15 protein-coding genes are annotated in these 18,599 nt (G+C 64.9%); 11 read left to right on the top strand and 4 right to left on the bottom strand.

The window, feature by feature from the left end; all coding sequences use genetic code 11:
- Window positions 1-7: 7 nt before the first annotated feature.
- A complete protein-coding gene (locus tag QM588_RS18585; RefSeq protein WP_283315492.1) occupies window positions 8-1,063 on the top strand; it encodes an alpha/beta hydrolase in 1,056 nt (351 codons plus the stop codon).
- 7 nt (window positions 1,064-1,070) lie between these two features.
- Here QM588_RS18585 and QM588_RS18580 read toward each other — a convergent pair whose 3' ends face one another.
- Window positions 1,071-1,469 carry a PPOX class F420-dependent oxidoreductase gene (locus QM588_RS18580; protein ID WP_283315491.1) on the bottom strand — a complete coding sequence of 133 codons (399 nt, stop codon included), beginning with the start codon at window positions 1,467-1,469 and terminating at the stop codon, window positions 1,071-1,073.
- Window positions 1,470-1,575: 106 nt separating this feature from the next.
- Between QM588_RS18580 and QM588_RS18575 the strand changes: the two genes are divergently transcribed.
- Entirely contained in the window at window positions 1,576-3,201 is a 1,626-nt protein-coding gene (locus QM588_RS18575) for a long-chain fatty acid--CoA ligase (protein ID WP_032364456.1), read from the top strand.
- Window positions 3,202-3,203: 2 nt separating this feature from the next.
- On the opposite strand, the gene QM588_RS18570 is transcribed toward QM588_RS18575, so the two are convergent.
- Window positions 3,204-3,491 carry a hypothetical protein gene (locus QM588_RS18570; RefSeq protein ID WP_283315490.1) on the bottom strand — a complete coding sequence of 96 codons (288 nt, stop codon included), beginning with the start codon at window positions 3,489-3,491 and terminating at the stop codon, window positions 3,204-3,206.
- A gap of 130 nt (window positions 3,492-3,621) precedes the next feature.
- Window positions 3,622-5,367: a TerD family protein gene (locus tag QM588_RS18565; protein WP_283315489.1), complete on the bottom strand. Its 1,746-nt coding sequence runs from the start codon at window positions 5,365-5,367 to the stop codon at window positions 3,622-3,624.
- Window positions 5,368-5,663: 296 nt separating this feature from the next.
- Here QM588_RS18565 and QM588_RS18560 point away from each other — a divergent pair, with 296 nt between their 5' ends.
- Window positions 5,664-5,924 (top strand): helix-turn-helix domain-containing protein, encoded by a 261-nt coding sequence (locus QM588_RS18560; RefSeq protein ID WP_283315487.1) that lies wholly within the window; start codon window positions 5,664-5,666, stop codon window positions 5,922-5,924.
- Window positions 5,925-6,065: 141 nt separating this feature from the next.
- On the opposite strand, the gene upp is transcribed toward QM588_RS18560, so the two are convergent.
- A complete protein-coding gene (upp, locus tag QM588_RS18555) occupies window positions 6,066-6,689 on the bottom strand; it encodes a uracil phosphoribosyltransferase (RefSeq protein WP_027497743.1) in 624 nt (207 codons plus the stop codon).
- A gap of 203 nt (window positions 6,690-6,892) precedes the next feature.
- Between upp and QM588_RS18550 the strand changes: the two genes are divergently transcribed.
- The 8 genes from QM588_RS18550 (at window position 6,893) to QM588_RS18515 (ending at window position 18,485) form a co-directional block, all read left to right on the top strand.
- Complete coding sequence (locus QM588_RS18550) at window positions 6,893-8,065, top strand: CaiB/BaiF CoA transferase family protein (RefSeq protein WP_032375223.1); 1,173 nt, start codon at window positions 6,893-6,895, stop codon at window positions 8,063-8,065.
- Window positions 8,062-9,642: a carboxyl transferase domain-containing protein gene (locus QM588_RS18545; protein ID WP_283315484.1), complete on the top strand. Its 1,581-nt coding sequence runs from the start codon at window positions 8,062-8,064 to the stop codon at window positions 9,640-9,642. The genes QM588_RS18550 and QM588_RS18545 overlap by 4 nt, the downstream gene beginning before the upstream one ends.
- Window positions 9,643-9,720: 78 nt before the next feature.
- Window positions 9,721-10,827 (top strand): ring-opening amidohydrolase, encoded by a 1,107-nt coding sequence (locus QM588_RS18540; protein WP_032375321.1) that lies wholly within the window; start codon window positions 9,721-9,723, stop codon window positions 10,825-10,827.
- A 105-nt stretch (window positions 10,828-10,932) separates the two neighbouring features.
- The gene (locus tag QM588_RS18535; RefSeq protein WP_032375225.1) at window positions 10,933-12,381 is read left to right on the top strand and encodes an amidase; all 1,449 of its coding nucleotides are present in this window, start codon (window positions 10,933-10,935) and stop codon (window positions 12,379-12,381) included.
- Window positions 12,382-12,423: 42 nt separating this feature from the next.
- A complete protein-coding gene (locus tag QM588_RS18530) occupies window positions 12,424-14,142 on the top strand; it encodes a PucR family transcriptional regulator (protein ID WP_206498399.1) in 1,719 nt (572 codons plus the stop codon).
- A gap of 21 nt (window positions 14,143-14,163) precedes the next feature.
- Window positions 14,164-15,540 (top strand): amidase, encoded by a 1,377-nt coding sequence (locus tag QM588_RS18525; RefSeq protein WP_283315482.1) that lies wholly within the window; start codon window positions 14,164-14,166, stop codon window positions 15,538-15,540.
- Between the two features lie 141 nt (window positions 15,541-15,681).
- Complete coding sequence (locus QM588_RS18520) at window positions 15,682-16,824, top strand: XdhC family protein (protein ID WP_283315480.1); 1,143 nt, start codon at window positions 15,682-15,684, stop codon at window positions 16,822-16,824.
- Window positions 16,818-18,485 carry a helix-turn-helix domain-containing protein gene (locus QM588_RS18515; RefSeq protein WP_283315478.1) on the top strand — a complete coding sequence of 556 codons (1,668 nt, stop codon included), beginning with the start codon at window positions 16,818-16,820 and terminating at the stop codon, window positions 18,483-18,485. Before QM588_RS18520 ends, QM588_RS18515 begins: the two co-directional genes overlap by 7 nt.
- Window positions 18,486-18,599 lie beyond the last annotated feature (114 nt).

Genomic DNA, 18,599 nt, shown 5'->3' with positions numbered 1-18,599 from the left:
TGAACCCATGACGGAAGACTCGAACCACATCGATATCGTTGCCGCGCCCGGAGTGTTCGCCGATCTGCAGACCGCACAGGAGCTGGTCGCACGGGCCCTGTCCGCCCGCGGTCTGTCGGGCGGAATTGTCGACGCTGCAACCGGTTCTGGTGAGGTCGTCGTCGTTCCCGGCGATGGAGCGCAGGTCGATTCGTCGTTGTACAGCAGCGTCGTTCGCGTCGACTTCGGTCAGTGCGCACCGGATCGGTCCAAAAATATTCGCGCCCACATCCGGGGCCGCGGTCTCGACGGTCTCCGGTTCGCTATCGACAGTGTCTACCTCCATCGCTTCCACCCCGGCACGATCGTGACGTACGGAGATCACCCCGAGCAACGTGTCGAACTGCGGGTGCCCGAAGGCGACGGCCCGTTCCCCGTCGCCGTACTGATTCACGGCGGGTACTGGCGTTCGAGGTGGGAATTCGACCTGATGGATGCGATGGCGGTGGATCTGACCGCACGCGGGTACGCCACCTGGAATCTGGAATACCGCCGACCCGACGAACACGGATGGGACGCGATGACTTCCGACGTCGCGGCGGCACTCGCTGCGTTGGAGAATGCACCCGCCTCGCTGGATCTGTCTCGAATCGTCCTGATGGGCCATTCCGCGGGAGGCCAACTGGCCCTGCGACTTGCGGCCGATTCTGTCGGCGAACGAGTGGCCCCTGCCCTGGCGGTGAGTCTGGCCGGGGTGCTCGACCTGAAAGTCGGCGACGAGCGGTGGCTCGGGGAAGGTGCGGTATCGAACGCCATCGGTGCCCGCTATGGCGAGGCCCAGCGCATCTACGAGGAGTCGTCACCGATGTCTCGACTGCCCCTCGGCGTTCCACAGCTGGTGGTGTCCGCAGTGGCCGACGATCCCAATCTCCTCGAAATCAGCCGCGCGTACTACGCTGCCGCATCCGCGAGTTCCGATTCCGTTGCTTCGGTCGAAGGACCGGGCGGGCACTTCGCCGTCGTCGATCCCACGTCGGAGATCTGGGTCGACATCGTTGCGGCGGTAGAGGCGGCCCTGAAGTAGCTCGACCTCATTCGGTGGTGATCGACAGAATCACCCGCGGCTTGCGGCGTCGAGCGATGATCAGTTCGACGAGCATGACGATGCGGTATTCGATGCCGTATTTCTTCTTCAGCACCGAGGTCGGTCTCGAGGCGGCGTCTCCGGTGACGATGGTTGCCGAGCCGGTCACCGCCACGGCGTCATCGGGCACCGCTCCGCGCCGACTGCACGGGCGGAGCTCCACGCGATCGGAGTTCCTGATGCGTTTGACCTTGCCGCTGTCCGCGGGAGTGATGACGACCAGGTTGTCGCCGTCTCGGGCGATCCACACCGGCGTCGATACCGGCGCACCGGATCGACGGAAGGTGGTGAGCGAGACGAATGCCTCGTCGCCGAGGGCACGAGCGTCATCCGAAGTAGTGGCCATGAGTACCAAGTTACGCACCCTCCTCGCGTCGAGTCCGTAGTGTGCATGTTGTGACGCGGAGCACAACGACGTGCAGCCGCGCCGGGACATCGAAAGCGAGATCGTCGTGAAGAGCACCATGCAGGACACCCCACTGTCCATCGGCCAGCTGGTTCGATTCGGGACGTCCATCCACTCCTCGGCCGAGATCACCACGTGGACCGACACCGGCCCCACCACGGTGACATTCGGGGAGTTGGGCAGGCGGGCAGCACAATTGGCTCACGGCCTGAGGTCGATAGGGATCGACGATGATCAGCGAGTCGCGACATTCATGTGGAACAACGCCCCGCATATGGAGGCCTACATGGCGATTCCGGCGATGGGCGCAGTGCTGCACACCCTGAACATCCGACTCTTCCCCGAGCAGCTCACTTACATCGTCAATCATGCCGAGGATCAGGTGATCATCGCCGACGCGAGTCTGCTCCCCCTGCTGACGCCGTTGCTGCCGACGTTCGAGACCGTGCGACACCTCGTGGTCGTTGGGGTCGACCCGGCGCAGGTCACTGCACCCGACGGTATCGAGGTGCTCGGCTACGAGGACCTGCTGGCGGGCAACCCGGAGGAGTTCGATTGGCCCGAACTCGACGAACGGTCAGCTGCCGCAATGTGTTACACCTCGGGCACCACCGGTGATCCCAAGGGGGTCGTGTACTCGCATCGTTCGATCTACCTGCATTCCATGCAGGCGTGCATGACCGACGCAATGGCAATTGCGCAGTCCGACAAGGTGTTGGCCATCGTGCCGATGTTCCACGCGATGTCGTGGGGGCTCCCGTATGCGGCGCTGATGGTCGGTGCGTCCCTGATCATGCCCGACAGGTTTCTGCAGCCGGCTCCGTTGGCAGAGATGATGTCGACGCTTCGTCCGACGGCGGCGGCTGCTGTCCCGACGATCTGGCAGGCCCTGCTCGCTCATCTGGACGAGCATCCGGCGGATCTGTCGAGTCTGCGTGATGTGGTGGTCGGCGGTGCCGCATGCCCACCGAGTCTGATGAAGGCATTCCACGAGAAGTACGGCGTCCACATCTCGCAGGCATGGGGCATGACCGAGACGTCACCGCTCGGCACCTCCGGTAGGCCCGACGCGGGACTATCGCCGGAGGACGAGTTCGACTTGCGTTGCACACAAGGCAGATTCGTTGCCGGCGTTCGGGCACGACTCGTCGACGACGCCGGAACGGTGTTGCCGTGGGACGGCAAGACCGTCGGGGAACTCGAGGTGCGTGGGCCGTGGATCACCGGCAGCTACTACCGCGCCGACGCGGACGACAAGTTCGACGACGGTTGGCTGCGAACCGGTGACGTGGGCACCATCTCCGAGAACGGCTACCTCCGGCTCACCGATCGATCCAAGGACATCATCAAGTCCGGCGGTGAATGGATCTCGTCGGTGGAACTCGAGAACCAGGTGATGGGACATCCGGCTGTTCGTGAGGCCGCGGTCATCGGTGTGCCCGACCCGAAGTGGGACGAGCGTCCACTGGTCGCTGTCGTCGTCCGCGAGGGTGCGTCGGTGACGGCCGAAGAACTGAAAGAGTTCCTCGACAGCCGCGTCGCGCATTGGCAGTTGCCGGAACGATGGACCTTCATCGACGAGGTCCCGAAAACGAGCGTGGGCAAATACGACAAGAAAAGGCTGCGGAGTTCCCACGCCGACGGGGCGTTGGAGGTCATCGAACTGGTGTAGGACTAACTGCTCCAACCCCAGTTGTAGGGGTTCACCACGATTCGGTACCAGGTATCGGTGTTCTCGACGTTGGTGCACGGCACCACGATGTACGACTGCGATGCCTTCTCGAGTGACTGCGCCTTGTTGCAAAAGTACTGTCCACCCTCACCGGACTGCTCGGCGCGATAAACGGGGCCGTAGTGCCATTCGTCGGCACTGGCGGTCGCGGCTCCCATGGTGGCTCCGGCGGCGAGCGGAAGCGCCAGAAGTCCGGTCAATACGGTAATACGTCGGCTGATGCGGTTCATTCGAGGGCCTTTCGTGGCGGCACGTCCTGCACAACGTCGCCGGCCGTGGTCCGGCCACCGACTCGATCCGTTCATTGGTGACGTCGCTCGACGGTCGGGTCGTGTTACCAGTCGACGCGACGCATCGCGGCTACCCATCGACCTCCACGCCGAACCGCACCGCCAATTCTGCCAATCCGTCGTCGTAGCCCTGACCGATCGGCCGGAAGCGCCAGCCACTCCCGCGGCGGTAGATCTCTGCGAGCAGCATCGATCGTTCCGTGGTCGCGGCATCCAGCACCGCTGTCGCGACCGCCGAATCGAGTCCATCGAGCGACACCGATACCGCGCCTAGGTCACCGAATGTGTGGTCACCGTCGATTGCTGCGGCGACGGTGATACGCACGCAATCCTCGGGAACGAGTGAAAGGTCGATGCGCACACCCTGCTCGCTGTCTCCGTCGATAGACATCGAGACCGCACCGTCCGAGGTAGCCGGGGCGTTGTAGAACACGAAGTCCTCGTCACTGGCGACCAATTCATCGTCGGACAGCAAGAACGCAACTACATCTACACCGACCCGATCGGAGTCGTCGGCACGCCAGGAACTGTTGACCGTCAGCACTGCCTGATCGGGGTCGAGGTCGACGACGCCACCCCGTGGCACCAACGGAGCGATTCGGGACCGCCGAGCAGGGAGCGGCGCGGGAATTTCGATTTTCAGTTCTCGGTCGATCGCTGCCGGTGTCAGCAACGTGAGATCCCGTTCCTTCACTTTTGGCATCCGCGGGTCTCCATCGCCGCCGTCCAAGATCAGGATGTCGGTCACGCCGGCGCTGAGATTCACAGCCGGTGTCGCACCGAGTTGGATCAGGCGCGACCGCATGAGTACCGACTCGGCGTGCGAACCGCCCATGACCAAGACCCTTCTTGTCTGCCAGGGCTTGACGACTGGATCGGGCTGCTGCTCGGCTGGTTTCGGCTGGGTCTGCGGCCGAATACCTTTCGGCGTTCCCGGCTGCACATTCCGGAGCAAGTCGAGCAATTCCGACTCCGAGATGATGCGAAGGCCATGGGCGCGCGCCCTTTCGACTTTTCCGCTTTCCGTTGTGGGATCCGAACACACCACCACACTCGTGAATCGACTGACGGAATTCATCACGTCCAGTCCGGCTGCCGTGAGCTGAGCGGCCAAGCGCAATCGCGGGATTCGCGTGTCGCCGCTGATCACGACTCGCATGCCCTGAACGAGACCGCCGTCCTCGGCAAGTGGACCTGGGTTCTCCCACGCGCAATGTGTGCGAGGAACGGTATCCGGATACAGCGTCAGACGCTCGGTGCACGTGACGACTGGAAGGGGAAGTTCGAGCGACCTGGCCAGCCGAGCGCTGTGGGTGAACACCTGCGCCAGCACTTGGGCATCGTCGTAGGCGTCGTGCGCATTGGACTGCTGCACTTTCCAGTGCGCGGCCAGGGTGGACAGCTTGTGGTTGGGAGTATCGAGTTGTAGTCGCCTCGACAATGCCACGGTGCACAACCGTTGCTTCGTCGGCATGTCGATGCCCGCACGCATCGATTCGAGCTTCAAGAACCCGTGATCGAAACTCGCGTTGTGCGCGACCAAGGTTCGACCATCCAGTAGATCCATGAGTTGCGGAGCGATCATGTCGAACGTCGGCGCACCGGCAAGCCGTTTGGGCGTCAGTTTGTGAATGTGCACCGGGCCAGGATCGCAACCCGGGTTGACCAAAGTCGACAGTTCGCGTCCGACACGTCCGGCCTCGTCGACCGTCAGAGCGGCCACACTGAGCACTCGATCACGGGATGCCTTCAGACCCGAGGTCTCGACATCGACGACGACCCATTTGTCGCGGCCGGTTCTAACCGAATTCTTCACAGGATTACCGCTTTCGACCGCATCGGATAATGGAGGCCACTATGCCGCACGAGATGCTGCACGCGAGTCGACTTCGGGCCAACACCTACGGTTCCTGGCCACCGACGGCCGTTCCGCAGCACATTGGCGTACCTCGAACAATCAGTGCGCTTGCCAACGCACGCATAGCGAGCCCTCCCCCTGCAAGACGACGTTTCCACACCTTCTGCCTGCTGAAGCAGGCATAGGGGCTCATTGTCGGCAGAACCTTCGGGGAACTTCCGATATGCATGCCAGGGCAAGCACAAGGAGCGATGATGGCGGAACCGCGACGACGAGCCCGTGAGCACTCGGGAGAACTGGCCGAAACGTTCGTCGCGCGTCGCCATCAGTTGCGCATGACCCAAGCCGAGTTGGCGTTGCTCGCCGGGGTGGGTCGTTCCACCGTTCAAGCACTCGAAGGAGGAAAGAACACAGTGCAGCTCGACAGCGTGGTCGCGGTCGCGGATGCTCTGGGGTGCGATATCGCACTGCTCACGCGCGCCGGATCCTTTGTGCCACCGCTGGATCCGACATGATTCAAGCACTCGAGCTACGAGAGGTCGATGCAGCCGATACCAGGGAAGACCTCTTCTTCCCGATCAACTGACCCGCTCGGGAAACGACATGGTGTTTCGATACGACAGCACCTACCTCGACGACTCCTCTGCGCCGGATCGTCACCGAGGCCCGAATTGACGGTCTCCCGCATCCCCCAGTCCGGGCACGATGATGCCCTGATCGTTGAGCTCATCATCGACGGCGGCACAGACCACGCGGACAGGGTGTCCTGACTTCTCCAGCGCTGCAAGGCCTTCGGGTGTGACGACGACGCACACGACGACCACGTCGGTTGCTCCGCGTGCCACGAGCAAGTCGATCGTCGCGGTCATGGACCCGCCTGTGGCCAACATCGGGTCGAGAACGAACACCGGCGTGCCGGCGAGATCTGCGGGGAGAGACTCGAGGTACGGCACCGGCTGCAGTGTCTTCTCGTCTCGTGCCATGCCGATGAATCCCACACCGGATCGCGGAATGAGCGCACTCGCCTGCTCCACCATGCCCAGCCCTGCCCGGAGAACAGGAACCAGCAGAGGTGGGTTCGCCAACCGCACACCCGTGGTGCGGGCAACCGGGGTGTCGACCTCGAAGGTGTCCACCGGGGCATCACGCAAAGCCTCGTACACCAAGGTGTGTGTCAGCTGCCGCAGCGCCGAACGGAAGGTCGCGTTGTCACTGTGGACGTCGCGCATCGTCGTCAAAAGCGCTGCGGTCAAGGGATGGTCGACTACGTGGGTATCCATGGTCGCAGATTATGGGCCCCTCGTCGGCCATCCGTCCACACGGCTCGCACTCGCTCGAACTGTCCGAAAGCTGCCCCTCAGCGTCGGCAACTTTTGCCCACGACGGGGCCGCGACCGGCACGTTGACTCGGACGCATGACGCTTCGCAACGATCGATTCGAGTTCGACACCGACATCGCTCCCCTGTCTCGGAACGCAATCCGATGACGGTCGGACCGCTCTCCGACTGCCTGGTCGTCGACCTGTCGCGGGCACTCGCCGGACCCCATGCGGCGATGATGCTCGGCGACCTCGGCGCGCGAGTGATCAAGGTCGAATCGCCCAGCGGCGGTGACGACACCCGAAGTTGGGGCCCACCCTTCGTCGCCGACGACGAGGGCGATCGGCACTCGACGTACTTCCTCTCGTGCAATCGCAACAAGGAATCCATCGCACTCGACCTGAAAGCTGTCGACGGCCGAGACACGCTCACCGCCTTGATCCGCCGCGCCGACGTGCTCGTCGAGAACTTTCGTCCCGGCGTTCTCGCTCGCCTCGGCTACAGCATGGAGGCATTGCACGAGCTGAATCCGCGTCTGGTGATCCTGTCCATCACCGGTTTCGGCCACGACGGCCCAGAAGGCACGCGCCCCGGTTACGACCAGATCGCTCAGGGCGAAGCAGGATTGATGTCCCTGACTGGGCCGTCGAAGGACGAACCCACTCGAGTCGGCGTTCCCATCGGTGATCTGCTCGCCGGAATGAACGGCGCATACGGCGTCGTGGCCGCACTGCACGAGCGCAACACCACCGGACGCGGCCGCGTCGTGCGAACCAGCTTGTTGGCCTCAATCGTCGGGGTGCACGCATTTCAAGGCACTCGCTACACCGTGGCCGGCGAGGTGCCCCGCCCCACCGGCGGACATCACCCGTCGATCTGCCCGTACGGTCTGTTCCACTCGTCCGAGGGTCTGGTTCAGATTGCCGTGGGCAGCGAGGGATTGTGGCAACGCTTCGCTCCCGCATTCGGATTGGACCGTCCGGAGTGGGCCACCAACCCCCAACGCGTCGACGACAGAGAGGCCGTCATCGCCGCTGTCGATGCCGTTTTCGCGGACTGGCCGACCGACAAACTTCTCGGACTACTCGGTGAGCTCGGCATACCGGCCGGACGCGTCCGTGATCTGGCCGAGGTCTACACCTGGGAACAGACACGGTCGCAGGGACTGATGATCGACGTCGATCATTCGGCCCTGGGCACCATCACGTTGCCCGGCCCACCGCTGCGCATGGACGAGGATTGCGAGGGTGCCGCGATGCGCACGACACACGCGGCCCCGCCGACCCTCGACCAGCACGGCGACTCGATCCGCGCCTGGCTCGAGACGACACCATGACCCGCACCGGCGCGCCGGCACGGCTCGGCGCACTCGAACTCGTCGAGATGGTCGTCGACGCCGGCAGTTTCGTCCGGTGGGACACCGACCCGCTTCCCCCGATCGGGGTGCACGGACCGGCGGATCAGGGCTATCTCGACGAGCTCGCCGCGGCCCGTGAAACGAGCGGCTGCGACGAGTCGGTGTTGACCGGCGAAGCCACCCTTGCAGGGCGCCGGGTGGCACTCGTCCTGTGCGAGTTCGGGTTTCTCGCCGGCTCCATCGGAACGGCGGCCGCCGAACGATTGGTACAGGCCGTCGAAAAGGCGACAGCAGAACAGCTTCCGCTGCTCGCCTCGCCGACCTCCGGCGGAACACGGATGCAGGAGGGCACGGTCGCCTTCTTGCAGATGGTCAAGATCTCGGCGGCTATTGCTGCGCACAAGTCGGCGGGTCTCGCCTACGCCGTCTACCTTCGCCATCCCACGACCGGTGGAGCACTTGCCTCGTGGGGCTCTCTCGGCCACGTCACTGCGGCCGAACCGGGTGCGCTCCTGGGCTTTCTCGGTCCGCGCGTGTACCAGGCGCTGTACGGCGAAAAGTTTCCCGAGGGAGTGCAGACAGCCGAAAACCTCGCCGCCCGTGGCCTGGTCGACGCGGTGGTCCCTCCCGAGCAACTCCGTGAGGTTGCCATTTCGGCCCTCGCCGTCCTGTGTGCGCCACACGAGCCACCTCCGCCGGTTCCGAACATCCCGTTGGAGCACCTCGACGATGTGCCGGCATGGGAATCCATCCGTCGTTCTCGACGACCGGAACGGCCGGGAGTACGCCACCTCGTGCGATCGGCAGCGAACACGGTGACCACGTTGCAGGGCACCGGAGCCGGTGAGATCGAGCCCGGATTGTTTCTGGCCCTTGCCAAGTTCGGGGCCTCGGCGTGTGTACTTCTCGGCCAGGACCGCACTTTCGCCGATCAGCCGTTGGGTCCCGCCGGCCTCCGGGAAGCACGACGCGGAATGCGTTTGGCGGAAGAGCTGCAACTACCCCTCGTCACAGTCATCGACACTGCCGGTGCAGCGTTGAGCAAGGAGGCCGAAGAAGGTGGCCTCGCGGGCGAGATCGCCCGCTGCTTGGTCGAACTCACGACACTGAAGGCACCGACGATCTGCCTGCTGCTCGGCCAGGGAGCCGGCGGCGGCGCACTCGCACTGCTCCCGGCCGATCGGGTGCTGTGTGCTCAGCACGGTTGGCTGTCGCCACTGCCGCCGGAGGGTGCATCGGCGATCAAGTTCCACACCACCGACCGCGCAGCCGAGATGGCAGAGGAGCAGGGCGTGCGCAGCCTGGACCTGCTGCGTAACGGCGTCATCGACCGGATCGTGGCCGAACGGCCGGATGCCTCCGACGAACCTGCGGCGTTCCTGTCACGCCTCGGGACCGTGCTCGAACACGAATTGGCCGTACTCCTTGCCGCCGACCCTGCCGCCCTGGCGACCTCACGGTTGCAGCGCTACCGCTACCTGGGGATGTCCGATAACCAAAAAAGTGCGCTCATTGGGCAAAGCTTGCCAGTGCACCCCCGGTCCCACGGTCGATAACGTTCGTGGGGCGAGCCCCCGCCGCGCGAACGCCGGCCGACTCTGCAGTACCCACAGATCCCGATGAAGGAGATTTCAGTGCCCGACGCAATCGAGGTCCGCAAGGTCCCGCTCCACAACGTGTCCGATGCCAGCGAGCTGGCGAAGCTCATCGACGACGGGGTGCTCGACGCCGACCGGGTCATTGCAGTCATCGGTAAGACCGAAGGCAACGGCGGAGTCAACGACTACACCCGCATCATCGCCGACCGAGCATTCCGCGAAGTGTTGTCCGCGAAAGGAACTCGCAGCGCACACGACGTCGGCGAGGTTCCGATCGTCTGGTCCGGTGGCACCGACGGAGTCATCAGCCCCCACGCCACCATCTTCGCCACCGTCCCGTCGGACAAGGCAGTGCAGACCGAGGAGCCGCGCCTGACGGTCGGCGTCGCGATGAGCGAGCAGTTGATGCCCGAGGACATCGGCCGCACCGCGATGATCACCAAAGTGGCTGCGGCAGTCAAGGATGCGATGGCCAACGCCGGCATCACCGATCCCGCAGACGTGCACTACGTGCAGACCAAGACCCCGCTGCTGACGATCCACACCATCCGTGACGCCAAGAGCCGCGGCAAGACCGTCTGGACCGAACAGACGCACGAGTCGATGGATCTGTCCAACGGCGGCACCGCTCTCGGTATCGCTGTCGCGCTCGGTGAGATCGATATGCCGACCGACGAGGACGTCATGCACAGTCGTGAGCTGTACTCCTCGGTGGCCTCGTGCTCCTCGGGCGTCGAGTTGGACCGTGCGCAGATCGTCGTCGTGGGTAACACTCGCGGAATCGGCGGCCGGTACCGCATCGGACACAGCGTGATGAACGACGCGCTTGATCAGGACGGCATCTGGAACGCGATCAAGGATGCCGGTCTCGAACTTCCCGAGCGGCCGCACACGAAGGATCTGGGCGGCAAGCTCGTCAACGTCTTCCTCAAATGCGAAGCAAGCCAGGACGGTACGGTCCGTGGACGACGCAACGCCATGCTCGACGATTCCGACGTCCACTGGCACCGCCAGATCAAGGCGTGCGTCGGTGGAGTCACCGCGGCAGTGACCGGCGACCCAGCGGTCTTCGTATCGGTCTCGGCAGCGCACCAGGGCCCCGAAGGTGGCGGCCCCGTCGCCGCGATCGTCGACCTCGGATAGCACCGGTTCCGATATCGAACAGCGCCGCGCGAACCCGACAGTCTCGGGTTCGCGCGGCGTCCGGCCCTCCCTGCTTCTGCGTCTCTCTCGAACGAAGGAACCACCATGGCAACCACCGTCGGACCCGCTGCCGAACTTCTGATGTCCGACGCGGTCGAGCTCAGCGGCAAGATCAAGCGCCGCGAGGTCTCGTGCGTCGAGACAATGACGGCGTACCTCGACCACATCGAGGCACACAATCCGACGGTCAACGCCATTGTCGCCCTTCGTGATCGCGACGAGCTGATGGACGAGGCACGCGAGCGAGATCAGCAGCTTTCGGACGGACAGTATCTCGGGTGGATGCACGGATTTCCCCATGCGGTGAAGGACCTGTCCGCAGCCCGAGGCCTACCGTTCACATCGGGGTCACCGATCTTCGCGGATCGCATCGCCGACGCGGACGATCTGTTCGTCGCCCGCGTGAAAGCGGCCGGTGCCATCGTGATCGGCAAGACCAACACACCGGAATTCGGGTTCGGATCTCAGACGTACAACCCGGTGTACGGAACCACCGTCTCGCCCTACGACACCTCGCGCACTGCAGGCGGAAGCAGCGGAGGTGCGGCGGCAGCATTGGCCCTGCGCATGCTGCCCGTCGCCGACGGCACCGACTACATGGGATCGCTGCGCAACCCCGCAGCCTTCAACAATGTGGTCGGCTTTCGCCCGTCGTGGGGACGCATTCCCGAGCCCGGCTTCATCGCCCAGGGCGCGGTCGCCGGACCGATGGGCCGATCGGTCACCGACGTCGCACATCTGCTGTCGACGATGGCGGGCCCGGATGCCAACGCGCCCCTCGGCATCGACGAGGACCCGGAGATCTTCACCCGCACTCTCGAACGCAGCTTCCGCGGTGCCCGCATCGCGTGGGTCGGAGACTGGAACGGTCACCTGGCTACCGAACCCGGTGTCCTCGATCTGTGCGAGTCGTCGTTCACCGTCTTCGAGGACCTCGGCTGCGCAGTGGAGAGCACCGTGCCGTCGTACGACCCGGCGAAAATCTGGGACTCGTTCCTGACGTGGCGGTGGTGGGCGCAGCTCGGGATGGCCGATCTGTACGAGGACCCGCGCACGAGGGAGCTGATGAAGCCCGAAATGCTGTGGGAGATGGAGCATGCCGTCGCATTGACCGCACTCGACGTCACCAAGGCAGCGCAGGCTCGCAACGACTGGCAGAGCGCACTGACGACATTGTTCGAGACCTACGACTTCGTTCTCGCGCCCACCGCTCAGGTGTTCCCGTTCGACAAGGACCAACACTGGCCGCAGTCCATCGCGGGTCGACCCATGGACACCTATCACCGGTGGATGGAAACGGTGGTGCCCTGGACGATGACCGGCGTTCCTGCCGCCGCCGTCCCGGTCGGGTTCGACGATCGCGGTCTGCCGATGGGGGTCCAGATCATCGGCAGGCACGGTGCCGACCGGGCGGTTCTGCAGCTCGCCTACGCCTACGAGCAGGCCTCGCGGTGGGTCGAACGCGTACTCCCGCCGGCACTGCACGTCGGCTGATCCCCCGCCGTCGCGACATGCGCAACACAGTATTGTTGAACAATGGATGACATGGTCGGTGCGCTTCGGCCACGAGTACGAGACTTCCCGGCGTCGGCGAGTTACGCGCTCACCGTCGCAGAATTGCTTGCACTCCCCAGCCTCTCCGGGTCCACTCTTGTTGCGGGCGAGCAGGGACTCGAGAATGTGGTTCGACGCGTCAACGTCATCGAAGTACCCGACATCCTGCCGTGGGTGAAACCGAACGAACTGCTGCTGACAACGGGTTTCCCACTGCGGCATGCAGATTCGGGCCGCCCGTTCGGTGCCGGTGCCCTGGTGGAGCTGGTCGAGGGACTCGCCGAACGCGGCGCGGCAGCGCTAGGAGTCAAAGAAGGACGCTACTTCGGAGACGTGCCCGCTGCGATGATCGAGGCAGCGGATCGACTCGGCCTGCCGCTCTTCCTCATTCGCCGGGATGTCGGCTTCGACGAGGTCATCTCCGAGGTGTTCACACACCTCGTCGACCGGCAGGCGTGGGCGTTGGATATCGCCGATCGCATGCATCGAGCACTGACCTCGATCGTGCTCGAAGGCGGCGATCTACCTCAGATCGCCGATGAGGTCGCCACGCTCTTCGAGGCCTCGGTGCTCATCTGCACTCCGGACGGTCGAGTCCAGGCCACAGCAGGAGCAGACGCAGATCTTGCGGCCCTGGAAGAGATGCCCCTGTTCGACCCGTCCGGTCGTCTGCTCACCGAACGACTCAACGAAGGCCTGCAACCGGTACCGGGCGACAGCGGGCACCGCATTGCCGTCGCACCGATCATCGCGGGCGGCACCGACCATGGACTGATCGTGGCTGTGGCGGCCGCCGAGCGACTCGGTCCCGTCACGATGCAGTCCCTCGAACGCGCGGCCACCGTCGTGGCGTTGGCGGTCATCAAGAAGCTCGCGGTCTCTGCAGTCGAGTCCAAGTTTCGCGGCGACTTCCTGCGGGACGTCCTCAACGGCGCAACCGAATCCCCCGAACAGATCATCGAGTACTGCGCCCAGCTCGACTGGGACGTGGACCGGAGCATGGTCGTCATCGTTGCCCAATTGGACGAAATCGCCGAGGTTGCCGTGAGCAACTCGGTGAAGCCGGCCGTGTCCGGCCGCCTGCCACAGGAGCGGCTGACCGCGGCGTGGCAGCAGGTGGTGCGCAGGCGCGATCGACGGGCTCCCGTCGTCGGGTTCAGCAACGAGGTCGTCACGCTGATGCCGGCCGAACCCGGCACCGAACGGGACGTCGTCGAGGATCTGATCGCCTCCGTCGCCGGAGACAAGGGCGGCGGACGAAACTCGTTCGGCGCGGGCGTGAGCCGCGTCATCGACTCCGTTGCCGACATTCCGCGCGCCTACGATCAAGCCCGCAAAGCAGTCGTCGTAGGACGCCGTATGCGCGGAAACGGATCGGTAGCGCATTTCGACGGCCTCGGCGTGCATCGACTGCTGTCACTGGTCACCGACGGAGCCGAGCTGCAGGCCTTCGCAACCGAGGTGTTGGGCTCACTTGCGGGCGACGACGCCGATGCCGTCGACCTGCGCCAGACGTTGCAGGCACTGCTGGACACCAACTGCAACGTGGCAGAGACCGCTCGCGTCTTGCATTTCCACTACAACACACTCCGCTACCGCATCGGCAAGCTTGAGTCCATCGTCGGCCCGTTCACCACCGATCCGATTCTGCGCCTGGATGTAGCGCTGGCGCTGCGGGTCGCGGAGATGAAGGGGCTGTGACAGCACCCGAGGAGACACACAGTGCCTGAGGGCAATTCGATCGGAACCGACGCCAACGCACTCGCGGCAGCAGTGCGCGCCGGCACCATGTCCGCGCGCGAGGTGACCGAGCAGCACCTCGAACACATCGGCCGAATCAACACCGAGCTGAATGCGATCGTCACCGTCGCAGCCGAATCGGCACTGCTGGCAGCCGACGGAATCGATGCCCGCATCGCCCGCGGCGAGCGGGTCGGCGACCTCGCCGGAGTGCCGTTCACGGTCAAGGACCTGATCGCCACCGCCGGAGTTCGCACCACGGCGGGCTCACATGCGCTCGCGGACAACGTCCCTCGCGTCGACGCTCCCGCCGTTGCTCGGATGCGCGCCGAGGGCGCAATCCTGATCGGTAAGACCAACACACCCGAGTTCGGTGCCAGCGGACTGACGCACAACGACCTGTTCGGCTACACCGTCAACCCGCTCTCTCCCGCCGGCACGAAGCTGTCACCGGGCGGGAGCAGTGGCGGTGAGTCGGCGGCCATCGCGTCGGGCATGAGTGTGGTGGGACTGGGCACCGATTTCGGTGGCTCGGTGCGGTGGCCCGCGCACTGCACCGGTCTGTGCTCGATCAGGCCGACACCGGGTCGAATCGACTCCGAGGGGCAGTATCCCGGTGTCATGAGCGACAACCGAGTGCTGACGAATCCGGCGACCATGCACGGCACCGTGCAGACCATCGGACCCATGGCCCGCACTCTCGACGACGTGATCCTGTTGCTGCGCGTGCTGTCGTCGCCTCAATACGCCTGGACCGACCCTTCGAGCGTGAACCTCCGCGAGCTCGATATTCGTTGGGCCACAGGAGAAGGCACGATTCCGGTCGATGCGGAGATCCGCGCTGCCGTCGAGGCCGCAGCACTGCGCACAGAGCCGATCGTCGGATCGGTGACGCCGTACGAGGGCACCGCACTACGCGAAGCTCATGAGCTGTTCACTCGGATGCGGGCCTGCGAAACCCAAACGGACATCGAGCAATACGGCCCCGCCGAGTTCAGCGCCAACATTCGGGCCATTCTGGCTGCCGTCGGAACCACCACGGCCGCAGACGTCGAGGCACTGTGGGCTCGACGCGCCGAGATGCAGCACCAGCTGGTGTCCACGATGGGCGACGTCCTGATACTTCCCGTTGCATCGATTCTCGCCCCTCCGCTCGGTGAGACGAGCTTCGAGGTCGACGGTGCCTCTCTGTCGTGGTCGCAGGCGCTGGCGAGTAGCCGAGCGATCAGCATCCTCGGGGTGCCCTCGGTGGTGATTCCCGTTGCCACCTCCAGCAGCGGTCTGCCGATCGGAGTGCAGATCATCGCCAAGCCGTGGCACGAGCATCACGCTCTCGCCGTCGCCGCCGCTCTGACGTAGTCCGCGCGGTCCGTCCATCCGTACCGCGACGGCAGGTTCTTACAACGACCCGCTGTCGATTTGGTCGAAATGTGTTTCATGGTCGGCCCGCGCCAGCAACTAGCGTGATGGGCATCACTCATCCGGTCGAAAGGCGGCGGCATGCGCGACATTCTCGACGACGTGGCCCCGTGGCTGCGCGAACGTGAGCCGTTCGCCCTGGCCACGGTGGTACGTACGTGGCAGTCGTCGCCGCGCCCAGCGGGTGCGGCAATGGCAGTGGCTACGTCCGGTCAGGTCATCGGGAGCGTTTCCGGCGGCTGCATCGAAGGTGCCCTGTACGAGCTGGCGAACGACGTCCTCGCCGACGGTATGGCCAGGAGCGAGACCTACCGGGTAGCGGACGACGACGCGATCGGCGTCGGCCTCACGTGCGGCGGCACCATCGAGGTGTTCGTTCGTCTCATCGACAGCGACGCGTGCGCGGCACTCGAAGACGTCGCGCGTCTGGTCTCGAGCGGCGAGCCGGTGGCCGTGCTCACCGACCTCACCACCGGGGCCCCGACGCGGCTGGCGGTTCTGGGAGCGGAAGCAACCGTCGATCCCGACGGACTCACCGACATCGAGTCCGACGGTTCGAGCGTGAGTCTCGCCGTTCTCGACCGACTACACCGCGGCGAGTCCGGCCTGGACATTCACTTCGTCGACGACGGCGCGCGATCCGTCATGGTCGAGTTGTTCGGGCCACCGCCCCGGATGTACGTGTTCGGTGCCATCGATTTCGCCGCCGCGATGTGCCGCCTGGGCACGTTCGCCGGCTTCGCCGTCACCGTCGTCGACGCCCGCCCGGTGTTCGCCACCCGAGCACGATTCCCCGACGCGCACGACGTCGTGGTGGCGTGGCCGCACACGTTCCTCGCTACTGCGCCGGTGGACGAGCGCACCGTCATCACCGTTCTCACCCATGACGAGAAGTTCGACATTCCGCTGCTCGAGGTCGCGCTGCGCAGTGGCGCCGCCTACGTGGGCGCACTGGGCAGTCGGTCCACCCACCGCCGCCGGGTGGAACTGCTCGGCGAGCGCGGGGTGACCGACAGCGAGCTGGCTCGGTTGCACTCCCCCATCGGGCTCGATCTGGGTGCCTCCACTCCACCGGAAACGGCGATCTCCATCGTGGCCGAGATTCTCAAGGTCTCACGGCAGACGACCGGGCTCGAATTGCGAAGTCTCAGTGGGCCGATCCACCGCGATGCTGCAGCCCAGATCGACGCGACGTCACCCATCCGATCGGCCGTCAGGTGCTGACACTGCACGACGAGCAGCGCTCGCCCACCACGGAGGTACCGCATACCGTCGAGACCGTGCTGGGCTCGAACCTGCTGGCGCACGCCACGTTGCTCGCCGGTCGCGCCGGCCTCGGCCGGCCGGTATGCAGAATCAATCATGTCGACGACCCCGCCGGCATTCGGTTCTGGATTCGGCCGGGTGACCTGTTGTCCACGACGAGCGAGGCCCTCACGCACCTGACGGAGCCGACGGCCGCGCTGCTGTCCCGAGCCCATTCCCTCGGCGTTGCCGGGATTCTGGTGCGGGTGGACGACGACATCGCCGTTCCGGACTGCGTCGGCGTGAGTGCCGAGACACTGGGCCTGCCGCTGGTTCAGGTCTGCGGCGAACTCGACCCCGGGCATGATCTCACCGCGGGCCTACGCGACAACGCAAAGACGCAGGCACGAGCGATGTTTCGGTCCGAGCGTCTGCGCCGGGCATTGACCGACATCACGCTCGCCGGCGGCGGGGTCGCACAACTGGCATTCGCAACCTCGGTCGAATGCGATGTGGCAGTGTCGATCACCACGGTGGACGGACGAGAACTTGCCTCGGCAGGCAGTGACGACGAACTGCGCGCCCTCCGCGCCAGCACCGCCCTCGATCCCACCGGAAGACTGCGCACCGACTCCGTCGACGGCGGCCTCGGTCTGCGTTCGCAACAGGGCAATGCGATCGCGGTATGCGCCATCACTGCCAACGGAATCGACCACGGACGCATCGTCCTGTTCTCCTCACGTCGGCCTTTGACGGAATCGGACCTGCACACCGCCGACGCCGCCGCAGGTGTGTTGGCGATGGTCGTCACTCGCGATCTCGCGCTGTCGGCAGTCGAGGAGAAACACCGATCGAACTTTCTTCGCGATCTCCTCCTGGGCCGAGGCGGCGAGCACGCACACGCGGTGGCGCATGCTCGACGATTCGGCTGGGATCTCGGCAGGCCGGTGGTGATCGTCGCGATCGAACCGATCCCACACCTCGACGACGAACCGACGCCCGGCCGCAGGCCACTCGTCGATCGGCAGATGTCGGCTTTCGCAGGGGCTCTGGCACAACGAGACCCGCAGGCCGCCATCGCCGCCCTCGGCACCGAAACCGTCATCATCATGGGCGAGCGTCCCACGACGGTCGCGGACGTGCACGAGATCGTCGAGCGAGTACACGGAGACGGCGGCGGTGGTCGGCAACCGTTCACGGTCGGGATCTCGCGACCGTGCACCACGGTGGCCGACATCCCCAGCAGGTACGGCCAGGCGCGTACCGCGTTGAAGGTCGGCCGGCAAGTATCCGGGGACTGGGCCGTCACCACGTTCGACGAACTAGGCGTGTTCCGACTACTGAGCCTGGTGGACAACGTCGACGAGCTCGAATCGTTCACCCGGGAAACCCTGCACGACCTCGCCGGGCACGACGACGAAGCACGCGACATGCGCAGAACGCTGGAAACCCTGCTGGCCACCAACATCAACATTGCCGAAACCGCTCGGGCACTGCACTTTCACTACAACACCTTGCGATACCGAATAACGAAACTCGAAAAGATACTGGGCCCCTTCACCGATCGCGCCGATCTACGCCTGGATCTTTCCCTCGCGCTGAAAATCATGGCCATGCGCGGAACCGACCACCACATGTGACGGACCCGCCATCGAGCGCTTGGCAGATTGCGCTCGTAGCGATTTGGAAATGCATCAGTAACGTTGCAGGACAATGCTTTACCCATCCCGCGAACCACCCCGGTTCGATACGTT

Source organism: Rhodococcus sp. IEGM 1354 (assembly GCF_030056855.1).
Taxonomy (GTDB): domain Bacteria; phylum Actinomycetota; class Actinomycetes; order Mycobacteriales; family Mycobacteriaceae; genus Rhodococcoides.
This window is presented reverse-complemented; position numbering and strand designations above follow the sequence as displayed.

Bases quoted from the DNA above. Each gene is read 5' to 3' on its own strand.
- QM588_RS18560 (WP_283315487.1), top strand. From the start codon at position 5,664: ATGGCGGAACCGCGACGACGAGCCCGTGAGCACTCGGGAGAACTGGCC.
- QM588_RS18570 (WP_283315490.1), bottom strand. From the start codon at position 3,491: ATGAACCGCATCAGCCGACGTATTACCGTATTGACCGGACTTCTGGCG.
- QM588_RS18530 (WP_206498399.1), top strand. From the start codon at position 12,424: ATGGATGACATGGTCGGTGCGCTTCGGCCACGAGTACGAGACTTCCCG.
- QM588_RS18585 (WP_283315492.1), top strand. From the start codon at position 8: ATGACGGAAGACTCGAACCACATCGATATCGTTGCCGCGCCCGGAGTG.
- QM588_RS18535 (WP_032375225.1), top strand. From the start codon at position 10,933: ATGGCAACCACCGTCGGACCCGCTGCCGAACTTCTGATGTCCGACGCG.
- QM588_RS18580 (WP_283315491.1), bottom strand. From the start codon at position 1,469: ATGGCCACTACTTCGGATGACGCTCGTGCCCTCGGCGACGAGGCATTC.
- upp (WP_027497743.1), bottom strand. From the start codon at position 6,689: ATGGATACCCACGTAGTCGACCATCCCTTGACCGCAGCGCTTTTGACG.
- QM588_RS18520 (WP_283315480.1), top strand. From the start codon at position 15,682: ATGCGCGACATTCTCGACGACGTGGCCCCGTGGCTGCGCGAACGTGAG.
- QM588_RS18550 (WP_032375223.1), top strand. From the start codon at position 6,893: ATGACGGTCGGACCGCTCTCCGACTGCCTGGTCGTCGACCTGTCGCGG.
- QM588_RS18545 (WP_283315484.1), top strand. From the start codon at position 8,062: ATGACCCGCACCGGCGCGCCGGCACGGCTCGGCGCACTCGAACTCGTC.